The organism is Chlorobium sp. (assembly GCF_036528655.1).
Taxonomy (GTDB): Bacteria; Bacteroidota; Chlorobiia; order Chlorobiales; family Chlorobiaceae; genus Chlorobium.
This window is the reverse complement of sequence record NZ_JAIGND010000045.1, coordinates 130,795-155,738: the sequence shown is the minus strand read 5'-3', so window position 1 is coordinate 155,738 and position 24,944 is coordinate 130,795. Positions and strand designations below refer to the sequence as shown.

General features: G+C 54.2%; 22 protein-coding genes and 1 riboswitch. Of the genes, 15 read left to right on the top strand and 7 right to left on the bottom strand.

Annotated elements, in window-relative coordinates; all coding sequences use genetic code 11:
• The first annotated feature begins 200 nt into the window (after window positions 1-200).
• The 11 genes from K4305_RS12085 (at window position 201) to cbiR (ending at window position 12,066) form a co-directional block, all read left to right on the top strand.
• Window positions 201-497, top strand: coding sequence for a plasmid stabilization protein (locus K4305_RS12085; protein WP_331562731.1), 297 nt, complete (start codon window positions 201-203; stop codon window positions 495-497).
• A gap of 285 nt (window positions 498-782) precedes the next feature.
• A complete protein-coding gene (locus K4305_RS12080) occupies window positions 783-1,073 on the top strand; it encodes a hypothetical protein (protein ID WP_331562730.1) in 291 nt (96 codons plus the stop codon).
• A gap of 205 nt (window positions 1,074-1,278) precedes the next feature.
• Window positions 1,279-1,517, top strand: a riboswitch (cobalamin riboswitch).
• Between the two features lie 255 nt (window positions 1,518-1,772).
• Entirely contained in the window at window positions 1,773-3,650 is a 1,878-nt protein-coding gene (locus tag K4305_RS12075; RefSeq protein ID WP_331562729.1) for a TonB-dependent receptor plug domain-containing protein, read from the top strand.
• Between the two features lie 109 nt (window positions 3,651-3,759).
• A complete protein-coding gene (gene bluB, locus K4305_RS12070) occupies window positions 3,760-4,404 on the top strand; it encodes a 5,6-dimethylbenzimidazole synthase (RefSeq protein ID WP_331562728.1) in 645 nt (214 codons plus the stop codon).
• Window positions 4,398-5,912, top strand: coding sequence for a cobyric acid synthase (locus K4305_RS12065; protein WP_331562727.1), 1,515 nt, complete (start codon window positions 4,398-4,400; stop codon window positions 5,910-5,912). Before bluB ends, K4305_RS12065 begins: the two co-directional genes overlap by 7 nt.
• Complete coding sequence (gene cobD / locus K4305_RS12060; protein WP_331562726.1) at window positions 5,909-6,982, top strand: threonine-phosphate decarboxylase CobD; 1,074 nt, start codon at window positions 5,909-5,911, stop codon at window positions 6,980-6,982. The genes K4305_RS12065 and cobD overlap by 4 nt, the downstream gene beginning before the upstream one ends.
• A 9-nt stretch (window positions 6,983-6,991) precedes the next feature.
• Window positions 6,992-7,948: an adenosylcobinamide-phosphate synthase CbiB gene (gene cbiB / locus K4305_RS12055; protein WP_331562725.1), complete on the top strand. Its 957-nt coding sequence runs from the start codon at window positions 6,992-6,994 to the stop codon at window positions 7,946-7,948.
• Between the two features lie 38 nt (window positions 7,949-7,986).
• Window positions 7,987-8,514 (top strand): cob(I)yrinic acid a,c-diamide adenosyltransferase, encoded by a 528-nt coding sequence (gene cobO, locus K4305_RS12050; RefSeq protein WP_331562724.1) that lies wholly within the window; start codon window positions 7,987-7,989, stop codon window positions 8,512-8,514.
• A gap of 7 nt (window positions 8,515-8,521) precedes the next feature.
• A complete protein-coding gene (locus K4305_RS12045) occupies window positions 8,522-9,550 on the top strand; it encodes a FecCD family ABC transporter permease (RefSeq protein ID WP_331562723.1) in 1,029 nt (342 codons plus the stop codon).
• Between the two features lie 427 nt (window positions 9,551-9,977).
• Window positions 9,978-11,258: an ABC transporter ATP-binding protein gene (locus tag K4305_RS12040; protein WP_331562722.1), complete on the top strand. Its 1,281-nt coding sequence runs from the start codon at window positions 9,978-9,980 to the stop codon at window positions 11,256-11,258.
• Window positions 11,259-11,271: 13 nt separating this feature from the next.
• Complete coding sequence (gene cbiR, locus K4305_RS12035) at window positions 11,272-12,066, top strand: cobamide remodeling phosphodiesterase CbiR (protein WP_331562721.1); 795 nt, start codon at window positions 11,272-11,274, stop codon at window positions 12,064-12,066.
• Here cbiR and K4305_RS12030 read toward each other — a convergent pair.
• From K4305_RS12030 to K4305_RS12010, 5 genes are all read right to left on the bottom strand, one after another.
• A complete protein-coding gene (locus tag K4305_RS12030; protein ID WP_331562720.1) occupies window positions 12,026-14,692 on the bottom strand; it encodes a carboxypeptidase-like regulatory domain-containing protein in 2,667 nt (888 codons plus the stop codon). The genes cbiR and K4305_RS12030 overlap by 41 nt on opposite strands.
• 107 nt (window positions 14,693-14,799) lie before the next feature.
• Window positions 14,800-15,594 carry a fimbrial biogenesis chaperone gene (locus tag K4305_RS12025; RefSeq protein ID WP_331562719.1) on the bottom strand — a complete coding sequence of 265 codons (795 nt, stop codon included), beginning with the start codon at window positions 15,592-15,594 and terminating at the stop codon, window positions 14,800-14,802.
• Complete coding sequence (locus K4305_RS12020) at window positions 15,594-16,025, bottom strand: hypothetical protein (RefSeq protein ID WP_331562718.1); 432 nt, start codon at window positions 16,023-16,025, stop codon at window positions 15,594-15,596. Before K4305_RS12020 ends, K4305_RS12025 begins: the two co-directional genes overlap by 1 nt.
• Window positions 16,026-16,215: 190 nt before the next feature.
• Window positions 16,216-16,821 (bottom strand): hypothetical protein, encoded by a 606-nt coding sequence (locus tag K4305_RS12015; RefSeq protein ID WP_331562717.1) that lies wholly within the window; start codon window positions 16,819-16,821, stop codon window positions 16,216-16,218.
• A gap of 307 nt (window positions 16,822-17,128) precedes the next feature.
• Entirely contained in the window at window positions 17,129-17,614 is a 486-nt protein-coding gene (locus K4305_RS12010; RefSeq protein ID WP_331562716.1) for a hypothetical protein, read from the bottom strand.
• Between the two features lie 196 nt (window positions 17,615-17,810).
• Here K4305_RS12010 and cobU point away from each other — a divergent pair, with 196 nt between their 5' ends.
• From cobU to cobS, 4 genes are all read left to right on the top strand, one after another.
• Window positions 17,811-18,326: a bifunctional adenosylcobinamide kinase/adenosylcobinamide-phosphate guanylyltransferase gene (gene cobU / locus K4305_RS12005; RefSeq protein ID WP_331562715.1), complete on the top strand. Its 516-nt coding sequence runs from the start codon at window positions 17,811-17,813 to the stop codon at window positions 18,324-18,326.
• 158 nt (window positions 18,327-18,484) lie between these two features.
• Window positions 18,485-19,555, top strand: a complete 1,071-nt coding sequence (gene cobT / locus K4305_RS12000; RefSeq protein ID WP_331562736.1) for a nicotinate-nucleotide--dimethylbenzimidazole phosphoribosyltransferase — start codon at window positions 18,485-18,487, stop codon at window positions 19,553-19,555.
• Window positions 19,542-20,432: an alpha/beta fold hydrolase gene (locus tag K4305_RS11995; RefSeq protein WP_331562714.1), complete on the top strand. Its 891-nt coding sequence runs from the start codon at window positions 19,542-19,544 to the stop codon at window positions 20,430-20,432. Before cobT ends, K4305_RS11995 begins: the two co-directional genes overlap by 14 nt.
• Window positions 20,429-21,193, top strand: coding sequence for an adenosylcobinamide-GDP ribazoletransferase (gene cobS / locus K4305_RS11990; protein ID WP_331562713.1), 765 nt, complete (start codon window positions 20,429-20,431; stop codon window positions 21,191-21,193). Before K4305_RS11995 ends, cobS begins: the two co-directional genes overlap by 4 nt.
• Before the next feature lie 12 nt (window positions 21,194-21,205).
• Here cobS and K4305_RS11985 read toward each other — a convergent pair whose 3' ends face one another.
• Both K4305_RS11985 and K4305_RS11980 read right to left on the bottom strand, forming a co-directional pair.
• Entirely contained in the window at window positions 21,206-22,138 is a 933-nt protein-coding gene (locus K4305_RS11985) for a hypothetical protein (protein ID WP_331562712.1), read from the bottom strand.
• A gap of 172 nt (window positions 22,139-22,310) precedes the next feature.
• Entirely contained in the window at window positions 22,311-24,935 is a 2,625-nt protein-coding gene (locus K4305_RS11980) for a histidine kinase N-terminal 7TM domain-containing protein (protein WP_331562711.1), read from the bottom strand.
• Window positions 24,936-24,944 lie beyond the last annotated feature (9 nt).

Genomic DNA, 24,944 nt, shown 5'->3' with positions numbered 1-24,944 from the left:
TCTCTCTGTCTCGCTGAGCATAACATCCTCCTTTTTATAGGGTTACAAAAAGCTGTTCTCCCATTTATTACAACACCAGGATGTTAGTGTTCTTACTCCCTTCTGATTCTCAATTACTATATAACGTTCCTGAAATCATGAACTTGCAATGACCACATTGCAGCGTTAACTTTCTACGATTCTAACCAATCATCAGAGGCATGCCGAGAGGTCCAAGACTCGATTCGCCGGGCACGTTGCATCATGTGATTATCCTGGGGATCGAAAAAAGAGAGATCGTTGCAGACGATAAGGATCGGGGCATATTCGTATCTGCAATGGGGTCGGTTGTCGTGGAGGAGCTTCTCGATCAGGGGATCAATTTCTACCGGGAGTTGTTGATTCAGCATTGGCGTCTTCTATACCGGATTGCTGAGGATCGAGTTTTTATTCTTTCAATCATCGATAGCCGCAGAAACGTCGAGGATATTCTCCTGCATCGTTTTCTTGGTTTGTGACATAGTGCCGGAATACCTGGATGGAGGTGAGGCGGTGGAAGAGGACTTTTTCCCGGCTCTTAATTGCCAGTTGGTGGTACAATTTCCCCGGAATATTCTCAAAACGCGCTCTGATGCAGAAGATGCTGACGGGAAAGTAGCGCGCAAAAAAGGAAGTGGTGAAAAGCTATGAGTGACACCCCTGGGAGCGCGGAGCCCCAGCTCCGCAATAACAACGAATGGAGGTCTCGTGGCTATCTTTCTCATCGGGACCGTATCGGGTTGCTGCAATCCATTACCTTTCGTTTGGCTGACAGCCTGCCACAGGAAAAGCTGCGGGAGTTGGAGGAGGGGATGGAGAGGATGAAAATGAAAGAGGAGGAGGCGGAGCTGGGGCTCCGCGTTCCCGGGAAAGAGGAGGAGGCGGAGCTGGGGCTCCGCGTTCCCGGGAAAGATGAGGAGGCGGAGCTGGGGCTCCGCGATCCCGGGAAAGAGGAGGAGGCGGAGCTGGGGCTCCGCGATCCCAGGGAAGAGGAGGAGGCGGAGCTGGGGCTCCGCGATCCCGGGAAAGAGGAGGAGGCTGTGCATATGCATTGACTGTGAGTTGCAGGAAGGGCGGGTTCTGAAAATGAGGGCGTGTTACCGAGAGGTTGTACCGGGTGCGAACCGGCAGAAGAAGCCGGCAACGGGAACAGCTGACTGAAATGCCGATTCAGCGATGAGTTTGTCTTCGGATTGGGTCGGGGATGTGTGACTGTTATAGATGTTTTTTTTATCCGATAATTTTCTTAACATTGCAAACTGTTCTTTTGTTGTAGCTGGTGCCGGTTTAAAAGCCGGAGAATAGGGAAGTACGTGAGATTCGTACACTGTACCCGCAACTGTACAACGGTATACTGCTGAAGTCGTTCATGGCCACATGCATGAGGGCAGCAGTCGTTTCAGGTCACTGCATCGTTTTCCTCCCGGGAAAACAGCGGGAAGGCCGGAACGGAGACAAGCCGTAAAAGTCAGGAGACCTGCCAGTTATTTTTTGCATTACAAGATCGGACTACGGGTTATAGTCGGGGCAAAGCTGTACTTCATTTGCATTGCATACCGTTTTGATCTTTTTTTGCAGGAAATCGTGATGGATCCGGCTGAAACTTCGCAAGGGGTTTCATGGCTTGCCGTTGTGTTCCGATTACCGGAAACGATTCCTCGAAAGGTCGGTTTGCTCTGCTCGAACTGTTCTGCAGTGCCTTTTTAACCCCTGTCAGTTTATTATTTCTCAAACTGAAAACAGGAAACACATCGATGAACAAAAAAGTATGCCTGCTTGTGATGGCGGGGCTGCTTTGCAGCAAGGGGCTTTTTGCCGAAGAGACGACAAAAACGTATACGACCGGCGAAGTTGTGGTGACGGCCACCAAGACGCTCAATTCCATTGCCGATGCGGGGGGGAGTTCGGTAACGGTGATTACCGCCGAGGAGATCCGGCAGTCGGGTCAGCACTCGGTTGAAGAGGTGATTAAAGGTACCGTAGGCGTTGACATTGTGTCGAACGGGGGTATAGGCACGACGACCAGTGTTTTCATGCGCGGAGCGGATTCCCAGAATGTGCTTGTCATGGTCGACGGGGTTCCGGTGAACGATCCCAGTTCCGCAAACCGGACGGGAAATCTTGGAAACATGATGGTGGACAATATTGAACGGATCGAAGTTGTCCGTGGTCCGGTCAGCGTGCTCTACGGCACCAACGCAATGGCTGGAGCCATCAATATCATTACGAAAAAAGGGGGTCTGAAGCCCGAGGTTCATGCTGGTCTTGAAGGCGGTTCGTACGGTACATCGAGGGTGTATGCCGGCGCAAGCGGCAGGAAAGGATTGCTGAACTACGCTCTTGAGGTGTCGAAGCTGAAAACCGATGGGTTTTCAGCTGTGGATGAAGATAACCACTGCATCAATCCTTCCGGCAGCTCTTATGAAAAAGATGGCTATGAGAACACGACTGCCTCGGGAAGTTTCGGTTTCAGGTTCAATGATCATATCTCGCTTGAAACAACGCTTCGCTATACCGACTCGGTTCTCGAGTATGACAGCGGAGCGATGGACAATCCAGGCACCACGCAGGACTCCGAACTTTTCAGCGGTCGGGCAGCGCTGAAGCTGGATTATGAGCCGTTCGTCTCGACGCTCTACTACCAGATGACCGACCAGGACAGGGTCTATATGGAAAATGGTTCGAAGTCGAGCATCTACAACGGTTATCTCTATGAATTCGGCTGGCAGGGCGATCTTGAAGTCGCAAAAGGCAACACGGTTACCGCCGGGCTCAATTTCCAGCATGAGAGCGCGGAAAACGAGAGTTTTGGAGCTTACGCATCGTCATTTGACGAAGAGGTTGCTTCGCACAGTTTTTTCCTGCAGGATCAGTGGCGTATCGGGGGGCTCAAGCTTGTTGGGGGTATCCGTTATGAGGACAACGAGAAGTTCGGCGGGAAAACAACCTGGCGCGTAGCGCCTTCCTATACCTTTGGCGATACGGTACTGAAATTCAGTTATGGTACCGGTTTCAGGGCTCCTTCACTTTACGAGCTCTATTCGCCTTACGGCAACGAGTCTCTGAAAGCTGAAACCACCAGGGGCTGGGATGCCGGAATCGAACAGCGGTTTGTCGATGGATTGAAGGTGGGGGCAACATACTTCAGAACCGATTACGAGGACCGGATCGACTTCGACCTTACGGATTGGATATATGTTCAGGTTGACGGGACGACAAAAACCCGGGGTGTCGAAAGTTTCATCGAATTGCGTCCGGCAGACGGGCTGTCGCTGACCGGAACCTATACGTATACCTACACTGAGGATGCCGATGGCAACGAGTTGAAGCGGAGGCCGAAACACAAGGCCGGCCTGAACGCCTCGTATGCTGTTTCAGACAAGGCGACTGTGAGCACGAACATGCATTGGGTCGGTTCGCGGAGGGATACCGGTGCGAAGAGCGAGGAGTGTGAGGCGACCGGAAAACTCGACAGCTATTTTCTTGTCAATCTCACCGGGTCATATCGGCTGAACGATCATGTGGAGCTGTATGGCCGGATCGATAACCTTTTCGATGAATTTTATGAAGAGGCCTGGAAGTACGCTACGCCCGGCAGGTCTGCGTATGCAGGTGTCAAATTAACCTATTGAATTTGTTCGGGTCACCGGAAATCTCCGTTTTTCCGGATGGCTCGTCCTTTGGAGCGCAGCTGTGTGTGTGCTGCGCTTCTTTCTCGAATTATAAAGAGAGGGTGCTTACATGAATATGCCAATCACCGAATTGGAACGAGACGCGCTTTACAAGGTCATTTACAGCCGTCGCGACGTGCGGGGGCAGTATCTGCCGGATCCGGTACCGGACGAGGTGGTCGGGCGTCTGCTCGATGCGGCGCACCACGCTCCGAGCGTGGGGTTCATGCAGCCGTGGGATTTCATTGTCGTCAGAGACCCTGCAACCCGTCAGGAGATCAAAGAGGGGTTCGAGATCGCCCACAGGGAGGCTGCCGAACAGTTTAACGCAGAAAAACGAAAACAGTATTGTGGCTTCAAGCTCGAGGGCATCATGGAGTCTCCGCTTGGCATCTGCGTGACCTGCGACCGGTCGAGGAGCGGCGATGTGGTGATAGGGCGCACGGCTAACCCCGAGATGGATCTCTACAGTTCGGTCTGCGCGGTGCAGAACCTCTGGCTTGCCGCACGGGCTGAAAATCTCGGAGTTGGATGGGTGAGCATCATCCATCACGATCATGTGCGCAGGGTGCTCGGCATTCCGGAGCATATCGTCCCGGTTGCCTGGCTGTGCGTAGGCTACGTGAGCTTTTTTCACGAGACTCCTGAACTTGAACAGGCCGGGTGGCTGCCGCGCCTCGAGCTTGAAACGCTTGTCCACCACGAAACATGGTGAACGGCGGGTCGAAGGCCATAGCTGTGTTCGGTACTGCATCGGACGTTGGCAAGAGCGTTATCGCTACGGCGTTGTGCAGGATTTTTCGGGACGCGGGGATCGACGTGGCGCCATACAAGGCGCAGAACATGTCGAACAACTCGGGCGTCACGCCCGACGGCTTCGAGATCGGGCGGGCGCAGATCGCGCAGGCAGAGGCGGCGCGCGTGGTGCCGACGGCCGACATGAATCCCGTGCTGTTGAAGCCGAACTCCGATACCGGAGCCCAGGTGGTGCTGCAGGGGAAGGTGTGCAGCACCGAAACGGCAAAAGGGTATTTCAGGGATACCTCGCTCTGGGCGGCTGCCGCCAGGGAGAGCCTTGAGCGGCTCATGCGGCGCCATGAACTGCTGGTGATAGAAGGGGCGGGCTCCTGTGCCGAGATGAACCTGTACGATCGTGATTTTGTGAATTTCCGCACGGCAAGGGCCGCGGGAGCATCGGTGGTGCTTGTGGCCGATATCGACCGGGGCGGCGTTTTCGCCCAGGTCGTCGGTACGCTGGCGGTGATTCCTCCCGAAGACCGCGTTCTTGTGAAAGGGGTGATCGTGAACCGGTTCCGTGGCGATATCGAGCTTTTCCGCGACGGGGTGCGGATGCTCGAAGAGATGGCAGGCGTTCCGGTGCTCGGTGTCGTGCCGTATTTCAGGGGGTTTTCCATCGATGCCGAGGATGCCGTGCCGCTTGCCTCCATCGTTGATCCGGCTATGGAGCCGGCTGCGGGCAAAACGGGCGTCGCAGCGATCTATTTTCCGCATATTTCGAATTTTACCGATCTCTCCCCGCTTGAAGAGGACACTGCGGTCGAGCTGCATTATCTGCACTATCCGCGTTCGCTCGAGAACTACAGTATGCTTGTGCTTCCGGGTTCGAAGAATGTGCGGGGCGACCTCGACTGGCTCCTGCGTCTCGGTTGGGAGGAGCGTATAAGGGAGTTCAGGGAGCGCGGTGGACTCATTGTCGGTTTATGCGGCGGTTACCAGATTCTTGGCCGATCCATTTCCGACCCGCTGGGCGTCGAGGGAGAGCCGGGTACAAGCGCGGGGCTCGGTCTGCTCGATTGCGATACCGTGCTCGAGAGCGAGAAGTGCCTCTGCAACGCTTCGGGGATACTCGACGACGCAGACGGGGTGAAATGCCGGGGATATGAAATTCATATGGGACGTACGGTACTCTCTCAGGGCCTCAGGCCTTTCATGCGCGTAGTAACCCGAAACGGGTCAGCCGTCAGCGATATCGACGGCGCTGTAAGCGGCGACGGCAAGGTAATCGGCACCTATTTCCACGGCATTTTCGATGAGCCGCAGGTGAGGCACCGGTTTCTTTCCCTTGCCGATCCGGAGTATCGACCGGCGCGACATGAAAATGGCATCGAGGAGAGCTACGACCGTCTTGCGAGCCATGTTGCCGCGCATCTCGACCTTGAAAAGCTCTATTCCATGATCGGCAAGCCGTTCGAAAGCCTATGAACAGTCTCTATCACCACAGGCACGGGGGTCAGGCAGAGTCCGGCGAGGTTATCGGGAACGCGCTGGATTTCAGCGTGAATATCAGCCCGGTTTTTCCCTTCGGGGGATCTCTGCCTGTCGATCCATCGGCATTGCAGGCCTATCCTTCGATAGACGGGCGCGGCGTGAAGGAGTTCTACAGGCGACGGTTCGGGCTTGACGATGCGACGGTACTCGCCCTGAACGGAGCTGTCGAGGGAATCTACCTGTTGCCGAGAGCTCTCGGCATCCGGCGGATGCTTCTTCTTTCTCCGACGTTTTACGAGTATGGCCGTGCGGCTCGCATAGCCGGCGCTGAAACCGGATTCGTGCGGCTCAGCCCATGCGACGGTTTCGCTGTTCCATCGCTTGAACTGCTTGCAGGGCAGCTCGAAGGGTTCGATGCCTTTTTTCTGGCCAACCCCAACAATCCGACAGGCACGCTCTTTCCTCCGGAATTGACCATGGCGCTCGCCAGCCGCTTTCAGGACAAGTGGTTTTTTGTCGATGAAGCGTTCATACAGTTTCTTCCGGATTTTCAGGATGCGTCGCTTATGAAGAGGGTGCAGGCGTTCCGCAATATCGTGGTGGTGCATTCGCTTACGAAATTCTATGCGCTGCCCGGCTTGCGCCTTGGCGCTCTTGTGGCGCATCCCGATACCATCCGGAGGCTCTGCGATTTCAAGGAGCCGTGGACAGTCAATGTCGTTGCCGAGCTTGCGGCAGGCGAACTGGCAGGCTGCGGTGCCTATGAGACGGTGCTCATGGCTATGATGACGGATGAAAGGGAGCGAATCGTTTCGGCGCTTTCGCAGATGCCGGAGCTGCACATGGCAGGAGGGGCTGCGAATTTCTTTCTCATGAAGTGGTGCGGGGAGTGTTCGCTCGACAGGTTGCTTGCGGCTCTTATGCAGCAGGGGATCATGGTTCGCGACTGCCGGAATTTCGAGGGTCTTGAAGATAATTATTTCAGGTTCGCCATACGAACACCGGGCGAAAACGATATTCTGCTTGAAGCGTTTCAGGCCGTCAGGCAACTGAGGGAGAGTTAGCCGATAGATATGGGAACACCCGAATACATGCTTGCTGCGGCTTTTCTTTGCGACCTGCTTTTCGGCGATCCGCGCTGGATGCCGCATCCCGTCAGAGCAATAGCGCAGCTTGCGCACGGAGCCGAAAAAGTGCTCAGGATTTCAGGTCTTCCGTTGAGGATTGCCGGCGTACTCTGCGTTTTCGTGGTTGTGGGCGGAACGGCAGGTGCGGCATGGCTTGTCATCGATACTGCCGGGCGGCTTCATCCCGCTATGGGCGCGATAGCCGGCGTTTATCTGCTTTACACCGCCTTTGCCGTGAAAGATCTCGGCGACCATGCCCGAGCCGTCGGGGATGCGCTTTCTGCGGGAGATCTTACCCTTGCCCGCCTGAAGGTATCCTGGATGGTCGGGCGGGATACCGCCGGACTGACGGAGGATGGGGTGGCGCTTGCAGCTGCGGAGAGCGTTGCGGAAAACACCGTTGACGGAGTGACAGCCCCTCTTTTCTATGCGCTGCTTTTCGGGCCGGTCGGAGCGCTTGCCTACAAGGCGGTCAATACGCTGGATTCGTCGTTCGGATATATGAACGAGCGATACCGTGAATTCGGCTGGGCTTCGGCAAAGCTCGACGATCTCGCAAACTGGCTTCCGGCAAGGCTGACGGTTCTTGCCATAGCGGTTGCCGCGTTTATTCGGAGACTCAGGTTTTTTGATATCTTTGAAGCTGTACAGCAAGGCGCGAGACTGCATGCGAGCCCGAACGCGGGATATCCCGAAGCGGCTTTCGCCGGCGCTCTCGGCGTGACCTTTGGAGGTACCCGAAGCTACGGAGGCGTCGTGCGCGACGTACCGCTGCTTGGGCTCCGCAGGGAGACCTGCTCGGCGGTTACGGTCATGAACGGCGTTTCGCTGATGCGGCTGACGGCGTTTGTATTTCTGGCAGCCGGAACAGGCTTGAGGCTGCTGTTTCAGTTGTTTATGTGATACGCAATCAAATAAGAGTGAGAAGAGTGAGGACGGAAATGAAAAAAAGAAGAATCCTCCTGTTTACCGGTAACGGAAAGGGAAAAAGCACCGCGGCATTCGGAATGCTTTCAAGAGCGCTCGGCCACGGGATGCGTGCCGCGGTCATCCAGTTCGTGAAGTCGGACGACGCTGTAGGGGAACAGCGTTTTTTCAGCGTTGTTGACGGAGTGGACTGGAAGCAGTTCGGCAAAGGGTTCCTTCCCCGCGATCCTGAGAGCCCGGCTATGGAGGCCCATCGCGCGGCCGCCCGGGAAGGCCTCGATGCGGCCCTTGCAGCGCTTTCATCGTCGGACTACCAGTTCGTGCTGCTTGACGAGGTCTGTTTCGCGCTCGGCCATGGGCTTATTCCTGCAGAACCGCTGCTTGAGGCTCTCGGAAGCTGCGAGGATGGAAAAATTGTCGTCCTGACCGGCAGGAGCGCTCCGGAAGCGCTTATCGATGCTGCCGATACGGTTACTGAAATGAGGCTGGTAAAACACGGTTACGAGCAGGGCATTCCGGCACAGCAAGGCGTGGAGAACTGAGCCGCACATGGGATCTGATAGAGTTTGTGCCGATAACCGTTTTACAGGCAAGGAACGGAGCCGCTCGCGTCTGAAGCTTCTGCTGTTTCTGTTCTCAGTACCGCTGCTCTGCGGGGTTTCCCTGCTTTTCGGTCCGTCCGGTATCGGATTGCCCGACGTGTCGCAGCCGGTCGGAGCTTCCATCATGGCGCTGCGGTTCGGCAGAATGCTTATGGGGCTCTGTGTCGGTGCGGCGCTATCCACATCCGGCGTGGTGTTTCAGGCCCTGCTGCGCAATCCGCTTGCCGAACCTTACGTGCTCGGCGTCAGCGGGGGGGCGGGCCTCGGCGCGACCGTGAGCATTCTGGCGGGTTCTTCTCTGGCTTTGCCTTTGAGCCTTCCTGTAACGGCATTTGTTTCGGCCGTACTGACGCTCATGATTGTCTACGGAATCGCAAGCCAGGGATCGGGCGGTTCGCCGTCGGTCTACAGCCTGATTCTCAGCGGCGTTATCGTCAGCGCGATCTGCTCGAGCCTGATCATGTTTCTTGTTTCGACGGCGAGCGTCGAAGGACTTCACAACGTGATATGGTGGATGCTCGGCAATCTCCAGCCGGCTTCCATGCAGCAGCAGGCGTTTTCTTCTTTCCTTGTAGTAACGGGTATCGGCGGCATCTGGCTGCTCGCAAGCCGGTTCAACGCCATGACCCTCGGGCGTGAAATGGCTCATTATCAGGGGATCAATGCCGGTGCGGTTATTGTTTCCGGTCTGCTTTTCGCGACGCTCCTTGCCGCAACGGCGGTATCGATGGCCGGCATGATCGGTTTTGTGGGACTGATCGTGCCGCATGTCATGAGGGCGATGTTCGGACCCGATCACCGTCGTCTCGTGCCGCTCGCGGCGCTTGGAGGAGGCGCTTTTCTGGTGCTTTGCGATGCGCTTGCCCGCACAGCGCTTGCGCCTGTGGAGATTCCCGTAGGGGTGGTAACGGCGCTTGCGGGCGGCCCGTTTTTCCTGCTGATTCTGCAGCGGAGAATGAAGCAGGCGTGGAATTAAGCAGGAGACAGGAGACGGGGGATGAAGAAAAGAGGAAGAGTTGCCCACGGATTTACACGGATTGATTGGTTTATGTGCTATGGGTTATGCTTTCTTGCCATTGATGCTATCGAGCAGTCTCGCTATCCGGCAAGAAGAGAAAGAGCGCGGTTCCCGCTGATTGAAAACGGATTAGGGAGGGATTGAAGAGGAAGAGGTTGCCCACGGATTTACACGGATTGATTGGTTTATGTGCTATGGGTTATGCTTTCTTGCCATTGAGCCATCGAGCAGTCTCGCTATCCGGCAAGAAGAGAAAGAGCGCGGTTCCCGCTGATTGAAAACGGATTTTCACGGATGGAAGACTGGAGACGGGAAAGTCCGTGTCTGTCTGTGGTTATCTGGTTTTGCGACTTGCCGCAAATAATTTTTTTGGTCTTTTTTTCTTATGATCGAGCACAAATCTGCACATAGTCCTGCGCTTTTGTTCAGGGAGGTTTCCTCGGGTTACCGGGGGCGGGAGGTGCTGCATGGAGTGAGCTTTACGGTTGAGGAAGGGGAGTTCGTTTCGCTGATCGGGCCGAATGGCTGCGGCAAGAGTACGCTCCTGAAGACTGCTGCGGCACTTATCCGGCCGTCGTCAGGCTCCGTATCGCTATTCGGCAGCGAAATACGGCAGCTCAAACATGCTGAAAGGGCTTCGCTTGTCGGGGTGGTGCCGCAGAAACTCGATTCACCGATGTCGTTCAGGGTCGAAGAATTGGTAATGAACGGCAGGATAAGCGCTATGGGACTGTTCGGCAGGCCCGGGCCCGATGACGAGGATATCGTCGAGCGAGCGATGATCTACACCGATGTGCTCGGGCTGAAGAAGCGTTTTTTCATGGAGCTGAGCGGGGGCGAGCAGCAGCGCGTGGCCTTGGCCATGGTGCTTGCGCAGGAGCCCCGCATTATTATGCTCGACGAATCGATAGCACATCTCGATATCAACCATCGCCAGGAGGTGCTTCAGATTCTCATGAATCTTAACCGCGAGCGTCGGATTACCGTGGTGCTCGTCAGTCACGATCTTACGCTTTCTGCGCAGATCTCCGATCGTCTGCTGCTGCTGCACGACGGCCGGCTTGCCGCCGAAGGAACGCCCGCAGAGGTGCTGCGGCCGGAACTGCTCAGCCGGATATACAACTGCGAGCTGCAGGTGCGCAAGGATCCCTGGAGCGGAAATCTTCAGGTGAACGGAGATCTTTCCCTTGCCAGGCAGAGGAATACGCTTGGCAGGCGGGTGCATGTCATTGCCGGCGGAGGCAGCGGTATCGAGCTCTATCGCAGGCTGCTGCTCGAAGGGTACGAGGTGAGTACCGGAGTGCTCAACAGGCTCGATTCCGACGCCGAAGCTGCAAGGGCGCTGCATCTCGATACGGCGCTCGAACAACCCTTTTCCGCTGTTTCCGAAGCGAGTCGCAGCGAGGCATCGCTTCTTGCCGCATCTGCGGATGCCGTCGTGGTTGCCGACGTGCCTTTCGGTTCAGGCAATCTTGTCAATCTTTCGCTTGCCGTCGATGCGCTTCGACAGGGAAAACCGGTTTTTCTTGCGGCAGGAATCGCGGATCGAGATTATACAGAAGGCAAGGCGGCGCAGCGGCAGGCTGACGGGTTGAGCGGAGAGGGCGCACGCATCTGGAACTCCGTGCACGAACTGATTCCGCTTCTTCAGCAATCATTGCAATGATGAAACACTTTTTATGAAACAGCGCTTTCCTTTCAGGTTCGGAACGACCTCCTATATCATTGCGGCCGATATCATCCCTAACGTGGAGTATCTTGCCGACAAGGTTGACGATATCGAACTCGTGCTCTTCGAATCAGACGAGTTCAGCAATCTTCCTTCTCCTGAAGATATGCGGCGACTTGCCGACCTTGCAGCAGACAATGACCTCACCTATTCGGTGCATCTGCCTCTCGACGTGTATATGGGTCATCCCCTCGGATCCGAACGGGATCGGTCGGCAGGGAAGTGCCAGAGGATCATAGAACTGACGGAGATCCTTCCGAAGTCGGCTTACGTGCTGCATTTCGAAGCGGGGCCGGGTGTGGATATCAATGGGTTTTCAGAAGATGAACAAGCGCGGTTCGTTGATGCTCTCGGGGATTCGTCGCGTCTGCTGCTGGAGCGCAACGGTCTGCCGCCCTCGACGATCTGCGTGGAGAATCTCAACTATCCGTACGATCTGATATGGCCGGTTGTCGAGGAGCACGGTTTTTCGGTTACGCTCGACGTCGGACACCTCGAGTATTACGGGTTTCCGACTGCCGAGTACCTCGAGCGGTATCTCTCCCGGGCAAAAGTGTTGCATATGCACGGTACGAAGGAGGGCAAGGATCATAACTCGCTTGCCTGCTTGAAACCGGAAGCTCTGGATCTGGTAATGGCCGCACTGGGCGAAAACCCCGACAGGGAGCGGGTGTTCACGCTCGAGATATTTTCGGAAGAGGATTTTATGTCGTCATGCGAGGCAATGCGTCGTTTTCTCCTGTGACGGAATTTTCAGGCCCGCTTTCTGCCGGTGCGTCGTCGAATACGGGAGCTTTGAAAAAGCCGCTCACCGTGATGTCGATATTGAAGAGGTAGTCGTTGCTGATTTCGACGGTTTTTGGCTGTTGCCCCTGAAGGGCAACACCATTGATCGAGATCGCCTTGAGGCTGTAGGTGCCTTTTTTCAGCTCGTCGATACGGTAATAACCGAATTCATTTGAGGTTGTTCGTTTTATCGGAATGCCGTCTTTCCCGGATATTTCGATGACGGCATGTGCCAGAGCCTGTCCTGATGGTCCGGTTATTTTTCCTGCTATGCCGTACCGGGCATAGACGGGAATTGAAAGATGCGTTACCGTCCCGCTTTTTACCTCCACATTCCGGGTGCCCTCTCCGGCGACAAGTTCCACCGGCAGGTTTTCAGGATCTACCGATATGCTGTAGATTCCCGGCAGGAGGCTGCCGACAAAGAACGATCCGCCTATCTGCCGCTGCTGCATGGTTCTTCCGTTGAGAAGGATGCTGACATTGTCGATATCCGAAGACGACAGCGAAGATCCGCTTTCGACGTCGAGTTTGCCGGCAATTCCGCCGCGTGTTGTACTGACTGCGGTACGATTTATGGGATAAAGCCTTTTTCCCGACCATCCGAGGTCCCAGGTGAGGGCGCAGGCGAGATATTGCGCGGGTTCCGACGCCGCGTCGATAAATGACAGCTCGTCGATTCGTAGCGCCTGTGCGTTGTTCATATTATAGCTGTAACGGAGCGCGAGACGAAGTCCGGTGTTAACATAGGTACTCAGTGAGCCGGCAAACCCGAATGCGCCGCCGGAATATGAAAAACCTGCTTCAACCATGCTGTAACCGGTGTTTCCGGGTAACCAGTTGAAATAGCAGGTCGTGACGTTATCGTCGGTTTTTCGCGCATAGGTGTTCAGCACCCGCATACTCAGTTTTTCGTTCAGACTCTGCGCGTATTCGGCAGAAACGATGTCGTTTTCATAGGCGACGCGCAGATTGCCTGAAGCTGATAGCCTGAATGAGGATTCATATCGGTATTGTTCGTCTTCATTGGGGGTTGCCGAGATTTGCACACCGGGAAACACTCCCCAGTAAATGCCGGGCAGAAGGTATTCCTGCGTTCTCTGGCCATCAATGGTTTCTGAAAGACCGTAGAGAGAAACGGTCATCGTCCTGAATGGCCGCAGCGAGAACGAGAGGGCGTTGCGTTCCCGCTGCAAGGCATCATCCTCTCCGTATTGTTTTTCCTGCTGGTTGCTCCATAGAGACGCCTGCCAGTATCTGCCACTTCCTTCGAGTCGGAACTCTCCCGCATATCTGTCGTTCGATCTTGCTCCATAGAGCGCCGCTGCCCAGTTGCCGCCGATCGAGAGTATCGTCCCCCCGTAATAATCGGCCGTGCCGGTATCGATATTGTTGCCGATGCCGGCCTCGATACTCATCCTTCCTGAGAGGCCATACTGAACATGACCGAAAAGGACATTCTCATTTTTTTCATCATTGTCGCTGTCGAGGATATTCCCGCTTTTTCCTGCCCCTCCGCGAATCAGCAGTTCGCCTTTCGGGAGCATCCGTCCCGAGAGTCGCCGGGTAAAGTCGAGTATCGTTGTCGGCGGGTCTGCGAGGGATCGCTCGTAGAGGTAGACCTCGGTTTTTCTCAGGTCGGTAGATATTCTGACATTACGGAATATGAATTTCCCTTCAAGGTTGATCCGTTGTCTCGCAACGACAATGCCGTCAAGCCGCAGTTCGGCAATACCGGCAGGAGGCCCGTCGCCTTCCAGAGTCTGCAGCTGGGTCCGATCGATTGCAAGAAATGTTTCGGAATCGCTGTACCGGTCGAAATCGAGATACCGGATGACATTCCGGTTGCTCCATCCGAACTGCGTACCCGTGAAACTCCGACTGTCGATGATGGAGTAAAGGTCAGGAGTTCCTGTGCCGGCCCTGAATGCAAGCTGCCGGTTGTAGGTGGTCCAGTGGTATTGTGTCGGTTCCATTTCCCTTTCAGGATCGCCTTCCAGCGTCATGTTCCAAGTTCCGCCCAGCAGGCGGCCGCCGGTTTCAAGCAGCAGATTTTTATCGGGGTCAGTCTTGAAATCGTAGAGCAGGTCGCTTTCGATACGGATAAAAGAAAGCGAGGAGCCGGGGGCGAAGATATCGGCCTTTTTTGTTGCTGCGGTACTTCCGATTTTCCGGGGAGCCCCGGGCTGCCATGGAATGGTCAGCATGACAGCATACAATGACTGGTTGAAAGCAGGGGAGACCCTGAAGACCTGTTTCAGTGAAGAAAACGAGATACAGGTTGTGTTTTCGATCGTTTCAAGGGCATCGCTCTCAAATACGATGATTCCGATCGATGTGGCATATCGCGTTTTACCGTTTTCCGTTTCTTCGGGTTTCAGGCCGGACTCATCGAGAAAGAGTTCCCAGGGTATCCAGTATTCATTGTTCCTGAGGTATGCCGTTATCGTGCCACGGTCATTTCCATTGACGTATATGCCGCTGATGATCGATTCCGCATTGTCTGCGGCTCGAACGACGGTACCGGGAGCAAGAGGTTTTGCCGTCGATTCTTCAGGCCTGAATCCCTGTTCGGCATGCAGCACAGTACAGGGGTTCGGGAATAAAACCGATGCCAGCAGAACAATGGCGTATCGCCTTAATGTGTGTAACAGCATTGATGCCATGGGGGGGCACAAAGGGTGTCTGCTCTTCAGGGCAGAAGTTTTTCAACGTTTTTTTCATTGATGGAGCCCGATACGGCAATGGCGTATGAACCGGGTTTGCCCGGAAGGGAGATCGGCGTTTCTATGACCCGGTTCTCTCCCGGCAGCACCGGCAGATTGTTGAGCGTTCCGGAAGTAACCGGTTTGGTTTTGCTCCCGGTTTTTCCGAATCCCGGAAATGTACCTTTCTCCCACACCGTATACGCTCCTTTCAGGCGTGTATGCACATTTCCGCTGTTATTGATGTGTGCTTTTATGGTGGACGATGCAGCATCGAACGAGATGTTCTGCAGCGTTGCCGATTGTCTGACGGGATCCGCATAAGCGTAAATGCCGACACCGATCCGGAACGTTACCTGGACGGCGGCATTTACGTCCTGCTCATCGGGCTGTTCGGTGAAATAGACGATCGCCCGGTGTTCCCCGGGTTCGGGTTTTACGCCGGGTCTGATTGAAAAGCGAACGACCTGTTCCTGTCCCGGATCAATGGTAAACGTCAGGGGATTGATGATCATCCATCTGTCGAGCGACTGCGGGGTTCCCGGAATGATCTGCAGGTTGTTCTGCCGGTCAAGCGTCCAGTTATAGACATCGGTTTTTATGGTGACCGGTTTTTTTTTCATGTTTTTCAGCCGGATCGACTCGTTGACGGGTTTCGATCCTATCTGCAGCTCGAACATCGATGGAAAGATCGCTATCTGACCGGGAGGTTCGGAAGCGAACAGCGATAACGGAACAAACAGGCTGCAGAGCAGCGTCAGGGTAAGGAGGATCTGTTTCATCAGAATGACGCTATTGAAATGAGGGTTGTAATCGTTCCTGCGTAGTTTCCGGATTTCGAAATATCGGCCAGATCCAGAACAAGGTCAATGCCGCCTGTACATATCCACTGGTTGTTTTTCTCGCTCCATGAAAGGGGCAAGGGCTCAATCTGTACATCTATGCTATCCGACGGGTCGGACTGGTTCGAGAGTGCGCCTCTCTGCCCGTTTGCGCCGGTAATGGAATACTCGGCTGTAATATATGGTTTATTGTCGTTTTTATTTTTCAGGATTTTCCATTCCCACAACTCATCGATTCTTCGTTTTACGGCTGTAGTGGTATAGCCCTCCGGATTAATGTCATAGTCGTTGAGCACCGATCCTGATGAACTGAGCTGCAGATCGATCGCGCCTTCGTCGATGGAAATCGATCCGTCCACAGCGTTTCCCATCTCCCTCGGGGATATTTTCTGGAGCGTTATATCTTTTTTATGAAAAAAAACCGGGGGATCGGCACATATCGGAGGAGGAAAAAACAGCAGCGAAGCCAGAAACAGCGGTGCGACAGAAATCTGCCGAAACAGAAAAGCAGGACTCCGTTTCCGGAGTCCTGTCTTTATGTCTGCCTGAGAGTTCATGTCGTCAGATTGTCGATGCGGTTATCTTGTAAACGCCACCCTTGTGCATACCTGATATTGTCGTTTTGCTGAAGTCAAGCGTCATCGTTACTCCGCCTTTTGTTGCATTGGCTGTTGAAATACCATTCAACGGAACTTCGAGTTCTTTCTCGCTCTTGCCGTTTCTGGTTACTTTCAGGTCACTCATGGTGATGACGGATTCATCGTTTGCCATATCGGCCTGCTTGTTTTCTATGGAAATCAGGGCGTTTCCTGAACCTGAAAAGCCTCTTACAGCCCAGAGGTTGTTGAGATTGACGAGCACCTTGTCTTCGCTGTTTACGCCCTTTACATCAGATAACGAGATGTCGCCTTCATAGGTGCCTGTGCTCCATGCAACGTCATCCCAAGCCTTTGCTCCTTCCTTGACCGACTGGGTCGGAGCTGCGAAGTTGAGGGTCAGGTCGGAATAATAATGCAAGATAATGAATTCAGGGACGCTAACCTGCACATTTGTCTCGCCGCTTGTGCTTGCACCTGGGGCTGCCACTACGGCTTGTGCTGAGTTTGATCCGCTGAAAAGCATTGCTGCTGCGATGATCATTCCGGTGATTGCTTTTTTGGTAGTCATGAGGGTTCTCCGATTGGGGTTTTGATTATCTGTCTGTTTTTTCAGGATTTACTTGTTTGAACTTCATGACTGTAATCTGCAATAGCCGTGCCAAATATCTTTTTTGTCCGGTTTTTTATTGATAAGTGTAAATAATGTGTAATATATTGTGTTTTGCGGTTGTCGGTGCAGTGGGCGTGCATCTGCTATGTGTCATTATGTAACAATGTGTTGAGACGGTTATTTTTTCTGATACAGCATATGAGGGAGTGTAGGGGTGTGTGTGCAGGAAGTGAGGAAAAGGAGATACTATCGTGGCGACAGGGTATTATATGGTCGATGCGGTGACGATGCTTCGGCTCGCGGGAGGGATTTTTTCGGCTGTTCCGGGTCTGACGGATCCGGCGCTGCTCACTGTGATGCCGGTGAGGGGCGAGGTGGTGGCGGCCGTGGTGACTGTTTTTCCGGTAGCGGGATCTGTGCAGGTGGCGCTGACCTTCACGCATGCATTTCCGCCTGGCGAAAATCCCTTGACTTGCCAGTAAACCGTTTCAGGGGCTTTGTTGTCTTCAACCGGGTTTGTTCCGGCGGTTGCTGTTCGGGTTGCTTCAGGGAGGGAATTTACGGGTGACGCGTTCTGCCCGGAGCAGTTGAGGATGATAACCTCCGGCACCAGGACGGAAACGGAAACGCCTTCTGCAGCCGTTTCGGCTCCCGGCAGCTGCCGGCTGAAACAGCAGAGCGTGCAGCAGCAAAGCAGGCTTGTGCCCAGGACGCGCCTATTGAGGAGAGCAGGGGAATATCCGTGTTTCATGTCCGTTTCATCCTGGCTGATTTTGATGGGAGTGCCTTGATGATCAGATTATACAGGGACTTCAGGGGGTCCTTTTATACCTTTGAATATACCAAAAGTTCATCGTATTTGTCTTTTTATACCGCTATCTTTCACTCGGCAGCGGGCCATGGCGGATTTTTTGTATGTTCGTTTTTCATTTTCTGAACCTGAGATCATGAACAAGGTTATTTATGTCACCGGCGGCGCGAGGAGCGGAAAGAGTTCCTATGCACTCAGGCTTGCCGGTGTTTATGCCGACCGTATATTCCTTGCGACTGCGGAGCCCTTCGACGGAGAAATGCAGCGGCGTATCGGAAGGCACAGGGAGGAGAGGGGAGACGGGTTTCGTACCGTCGAGGAGCCTCTTTACGTGGAACGCGCTTTAACGTCGCTCCCGCAAGGAACAGACGTCGTGCTGCTTGACTGCCTGACGGTATGGGCCGGCAATCTCATGCACCATTTCGAAACCGACGAAGCGATTTCCTTGCGGGTGGAAGCGCTGATGGAGGCGCTGAAGGAGCCGCCAAGCGACGTTATTCTGGTATCGAACGAAGTGGGAATGGGCATTGTGCCCGAAAATGCCATGGCAAGGAGGTTTCGCGATATTGCCGGGACGATCAACCAGCGGGCAGCGTCGATTGCCTCGGAAGCCTGGCTGCTGTGCAGCGGCATTCCTCTGAGATTGAAATGAGAAAAGAGGAGGAGGAAGGGTATTGGGTACTGGGTATTGGGAATAGCACCAGGAGAGGGGAAAAGGGTGAGTGGAGAGTGGAGGGGGGGATAGGAAGCCAAATAGCTGTCAGGCCATCCAGCCGCTAAAAAATAAACGTTATACAGGTAACTATGATATTGCTTGAACAGTTTGAGGGACTGATGGCCGAAATCAGGCCGGTTGACCGGTCTATGGTTCCGGCGGTGCAGGCGCATCTTGACGATCTCACCAAGCCGCAGGGGAGTCTCGGCAGGCTTGAAGAGATTGCCATGAGTTTTGTGCTTGCGACCGGTTCGACGGTTCCGGTGCTCGAAAAAAAGAAAATCTGCTGTTTTGCCGCCGATCACGGTGTTGCCGCTGAAGGCGTTTCGGCTTTTCCGGCCGAAGTGACGCCTCAGATGGTTTACAATATGGTTGGTGGAGGAGCGGCCATCAATGTGCTCTCCAGGCATGCCGGCGCAGATCTCGATGTTGTCGATGTCGGCGTCAATCATGATTTTCCCGATACGGCGGGACTTGTAAAAAGAAAGGTCGGAAAAGGAAGCGGCAACATCGCCTGCGGGCCGGCCATGAGCGAGGAGGAAGCGCTTCAGGCACTTATGCATGGCGCCCGGCTTGCCCGTGAGGCCGCATCTGCAGGGTATCATCTGCTCGGTACCGGGGAGATGGGAATCGCCAATACGACTCCGGCTACGGCGCTGTATGCGGTGCTGCTCGGCATCGATCCGGACACGATAACAGGCAGGGGAACCGGCATCGAGGACAGCCGCCTGGAACACAAGAAAGCCGTTATCCGCAAGGCGATCGATCAGAACCGGTCGCGATGCACCAGTCCGCTTGGAACGCTTTCAGCGCTCGGCGGTTTCGAGATTGCCGCCATTGCGGGTTTTGTGCTTGGCGCCGCCGCGAGCAGGGTTCCCGTGGTCGTTGACGGGTTCATTTCATCGGCGGGGGCAGTTGCGGCAATGCAGTTATGTCCGTCCGTCAGCGGTTATCTTTTTTTCAGCCATCTGTCCAACGAGCAGGGTCATAAGATCGTCATGCGGCAGCTGGGCGCCCGACCGCTTCTCGACCTCGACCTTCGTCTCGGAGAAGGCACGGGGGCTGCTTTGGCAATGCAGGTGATCGAGGCGTCGGTCAGGCTCTACCGGGAGATGGCTACCTTCAGTTCGGCAAACGTCAGCGAAAAAAGCGATGAACGATCGTAATGCTATTCAGGATACCTCCTCAAAGGGAGACAACCGGTTTATCGATATCGATGGCCTGCAGGTGCATTGCAGGGTGCGGGGCTGCGGTTCCCCGGCTCTGCTGTTCATGCACGGCAGTTTTCTTTCGCTGAGAAGCTGGCGGCTGGTTTTCGACCGCCTGGCGGAACATAATGTGGCGGTTGCCATCGACAGGCCTGCTTTCGGCATGACATCCAGGCCGCTTCCCGTGTCAGGAAAACGGAATCCCTATACGCCGGAAGGTCAGGCCGATCTTGTGGTGGAGCTTCTCGACAGGCTTGGGCTTCGTGATGCCGTGCTTATCGGCAACTCCACAGGCGGTACCATAGCGCTGCTGACGGCGTTGCGCCATCCTGACCGTGTCCGCGGGCTTGTGCTGGCCGATCCGATGGTTTACAGCGGTTACGCAACCAGCGAGTTTCCCCGTTGGCTCTATCCGGTTTTCAGGGCTATTGCGCCGTTTGGATCCCGAATGGCCAGCGTGATGATCCGTCTGTCGTTCGGCAAGCTGCATCGGACTTTTCTCTGCGACGAGAGTCTCCTGAGCCGCGAGATTCTTGAAGGGTATCGCTCCGATCTGATGCAGGGTAACTGGGGGAGGGCATTCTGGGAGCTTCTGCTCGGAAGCCACAACCTGAAGCTTGAAGAACAGCTGCACAACATTGTCGTACCGGCGCTGGTCATGACCGGCGACCAGGATCGCATGGTGAAACCCGGGGAAACCATCAGGCTTTCGCGCGAACTGCCCGGTGCTGAACTGCATATCGTCGCCGATTGCGGACATCTGCCCCAGGAGGAGAAGCCCGATTTTTTTGCAGAGAGGGTCAGCGCGTTTCTCGTTAACCATTTTCAGCAATGATCCCGCAGGCATTGAGCGGTCTGGTGACGGCTGTCCGAACCCTGACCATTGTGCCCATGCCCGGCAGGGATGCCGAACGGTTCAGTACGTCGCTTTACTGGTTTCCGGTTGTCGGGATGTTCATTGGCGGTATTCAGGCCCTGGTCATGTATCTGTCTCTCTTTGCCGGCTGGGCCGAGTTAGCCGGTTTTGCAGCGGTGCTTGCGGGGGTGCTTCTGACGCGCGGCATTCATGCCGACGGTCTTGCCGATTTCTTCGACGGGTTCTGGGGCGGAAAGAACAGGGAAAGCGCGCTGCGGATCATGAAGGATCCCAATGTCGGGTCTTTCGGCGTACTCGCTCTCTTTTTCGCGATGCTGTTGAAATGGCTGGCGGCGACAAGAATCGCCGAGGCGGAAGAATACAGCGTCCTTGTCGCCGGTATTCTGCTTGGCAGGTGGGTTCAGGTGATCCTTGCCTCGACGATGCCGTATGCCCGGGCTGAAGGGGGGACAGCCCGTTCGTTCGTTGCGGGAGCCGGAACCAGCCATCTTGCCGTAACAACCGCCGTTTCGGCTCTGTTTCTCATGCTGCTTCCCGATGCGGGCATGATTTTTATCGTTGTGGCCGTGGGTGCCGCGGCGCTGCTTGCCACAGCCGTAGCCGCGGCGGCAGTGCATAAAATCGGAGGCGTAACCGGCGATGTGCTTGGCGCTTCGAGCGAACTCGCTGAATGCGTCGTATGGGTTGCATGCGTGCTGATAAGCGCTCAACAGGCCTGAATCCCGGCAGAGTCAGCCGCAGGAGTACGCAGGTTCGTCCGTTTTATGCCCGAGTTCCTTTACTTCGAAGCGGTATCTGTCGATGTCGAACGATAAGCGCAGGTTCTCATGAAAAGTGACTTTTCCCTGTTCGAACCTGATTTTCATCGGTACGCTTACCTTTCTCTCGTCTCCGCATACATTGTTTTTGACGCCGGGCCTGAACAGTTCGCTCCGTTCATCAGGAAGCGATACCAGCACGGCATGATCGACGGTGCAGAGCGCTTCGACGCTTCCGTCAGGAGCGAGCTGAACGGAATTGATGTCGCCATGGATGCCGTTCGGTTCGTTATCGTACGCGAGCATATTTCCGATGGGAGTCGGCAATTCGGTTTTTCCGAGCGGTTCGAACGACCGGATTTTTCCCGATTCATAAAAAGCGATCCCTTTTCTTACGGAAATCGTTCCGACAGGAGTCGGAACGCTGATTACCTGCCCCGGCCAGAGGGTTATGCTTTTCAATGCTCCGCTTTCATAAAACTGGATGTTGATGATTTTAGCCGAAATGCTGCCGACCGGCGTGTCGATCGTGGTCGTTTCCGCCAGGGCAAATTCGTTCTGCCACGACCAGAAGCCGCTGAGCTTGCCGTCGAGCGGAAAGACTCGCCGGATAGTTCCGCTTTTATGAAAAGTAACGAGCTCTGCCGGCAGCTGGCCGACCGGGGTGGTAATACGTGTCTGCGTCTGAAGCGCAATGGATTTTAACGATCCATCCTTGAAGAAGTACATCGGTTTAACCGACCTTCTTCCCATATCCTCGGCCTCGTATTGCGGAACCATCTGTCCATAGGGTGTCTCAAGAATATTGTGCCTTGAGACCAGGCAGCCGTCCATCTTGCCATTCGAATAGAGTGTGCGGAATTCGACGCCGGAAAGTTTGCCGTATCGGGTTGTGACGCTGTTCATTGACCTGCCTCGTGTAATGATGGGAATTGCTGTTGCAATTACTATTATTCAAATATCGTGCCAGGTCTGTTTGTCAATGTATATGGTTATACTATCAAACGAGATAGCGGCGTTATCGATGGTTTTGATGAGTGGTAATAATGCTACATGAACGTAGCAATGGTCGAGGAAGCTACGATTTTGTGGGTTTTTCCGGCAGCCATTTGCCCACCATACTGCGTACAGCTTCATGAGTGTATGGTTTTTTGATGAGATCATCGATACCGTACTGGCTGAACCGCTCGCTGATATCTTTGAGCGAGTCTGCTGTCATCGCGATGATCGGGCACGTTGTCGCCCCGCTGCATTGACGTATGGCCGCAGTGGCCTCTATGCCGTTCATTTCCGGCATGTGAATGTCCATGAAAACGATATCCGGATGGTATCGGTCGTAGAGTGTTACGGCTTCGCGTCCGTTGACGGCTTCAAAAATTTCCGCATCCGGGAGAAGTTTCTTGAGAATGGTTTTTGCCAGCAGCATGTTTGTTCGGTTATCTTCTGCGATGAGAATCCTGTAACTGCCGTTAACGATATCGCAGATGCTTTCTGTTTTCTGTCGTGTATCGAAGGCATTGCCGGAAAGGAGGTCGATAAGTTGACGGCGTTTGACGGGTTTGATGATCGATACCGTTGCTCCTGCATGTATGGACCGGGTCAGGAGGGATGGGTCGTCGGTAGCAAGAAACGTCATGATTATGAGGGCTTCCTGTCTCAGGGCTCGAATGCGTTTTACGAGTTCGATGGCATCGGTGTCGGCAGCATGGAAATCGATGAGAAATGCCTCGAACGATACCGCTTTTTCATACGCATCATTAAAGCCGGAAGCACACTCGCAGGTTATCCCTGAGGCGGCAAGGTTGTCGGCAATCACTGTGCGGCAAAGCGGATTGCCGTCGAAAATCAGAATTCTTTTTATTGTCGGGGTGACAGATCGTTCCGGCTTTTTTGTATTGGAGCATTGCAACGCAAGGACGAATGAAAACACGCTTCCTCTGCCGGGAGAGCTGTCAAGCTTCAGTGTTGAGTTCATCATCATCAGCAGTTTGTTCGAGATCGTCAGACCAAGCCCGGTTCCGCCGTATTTTCTTGTTGTGGAGCTGTCTTCCTGAGAGAATGCTTCGAATATCGCTTTCTGATTTTCTTCGGATATTCCTATTCCTGTATCATGTACGGAAAATGTGATATTGCATTTGTTTTCTGTCTCCGGCGATGGGGATGAGGTGATTTTCAGCAGGATTTCTCCCTGATGAGTGAATTTAACTGCGTTTCCCAGAAGATTAATCAGAATCTGCTTCAGATATACCGGATCTGCGCGGACCGGTTCCGGAAGGTCGGCGGGGATATCGAGCAGTAACTCGATGTTTTTGCTGTGTGCCGAAAACGAAACCATATCGATGACCTGGCAGGAAAGCTCTTCAAGCGAAATATCTTCCTCGAAGATATCGAGTTTGCCGGCCTCTATTTTCGACAGGTCGAGAATATCGTTGATCAGACCGAGAAGCTGATTTGCGGAGTCGTTCATGATTTTCACGTAACCGAGCTGCACTTCATCGAGCGCCGTTTTCATGAGTAGTGAGGAGAAGCCGATCAATCCGTTCAGAGGCGTTCTGATTTCATGGCTCATATTTGCAAGGAAGTTGCTCTTTGCACTGTTTGCCGCTTCGGCTCTCTCCCTCATGACCACGAGATCTTCCTCGACTTTTTTTCTGCGCGTGATGTTGCGCAGTACAATGATTCTTCCCGTCATATCCTTTTTTTCATCAGGCAGGGCAAGTATATCGACATCGAACCATGTGTTCATATCGAGCGTCTTTTTCATCAGATCCCGGTGTTCTATTTCCTGCGATCCCAGAACGAGCGCTTTCAGTTCCGGCCAGAACCCCAGCAGGTCGGCCGCCGGTTTGCCGATATCGTCACTGGAAAGTCCGAGAATGTTACGGGCTGCATGGTTGCAGTCGATAATCCTGTTTTCCTGGTCGATAACGAAAACTCCATCCGGAATTTTTTCATAGACGAAGTCTCTTACAACGGGAGAAAGATCGAAAAAACGATACTGTATGAGGCCGATGTAGATGAGAATCCCGCTGAAGGTGAATGTGAAGGGCGTCGTATCGATTCCTGATGGCGTCAGGCCTGCTTTATAGATCAGGTCGCTTGTCCACGGGATGAGCGTTGCGAAAAAAATGATGGCTACCTGTCTGCGATAGATGGATGCGGATCGTTTCCAGAACCTGTAGAACAGTAAGTTGCTGAAAAGGATACATGCCAGGTTGTAGAACTGGATGACACGATACCAGATGCCCTGCCGGAAGGAGACGACCGGGAAGAGATCGCCCTGAACGAAGGCGACCGTTTCATAGAGCAGCTGGTGGCGGTCGAGGCTGAGCGCTAAGACTACGGTGATGATCGGAACGAGCAGCAGAGCGAAAAGCAGGTGCGGGGATATGTTTCTCCTGTTGCCCGTGTAGGCAAGCGCGAACAGTACGAACCCTGGAGGCAGAAATGCAATGCCGATGTATTCGATACGGATAAAAAAGAGCGCTGTGGCGAGGTTGGAAGATGAAAGCTCCAGCCCGTAAAAGAACGAATAGACGATACTGCAAATGGTAACAAGCAGGAAATAGTCCGCTCCGCTTGTATTTATGCGCTTCCATGTGCGATGGGCGATGATACCCAGAAGCAGCGTATTGATCCACAGAGGCACCGCATAAGCGTTGAAGTGGAAACTGCCTGTCAGAAATTGATCGTGCAGAGTCATGATATTTCG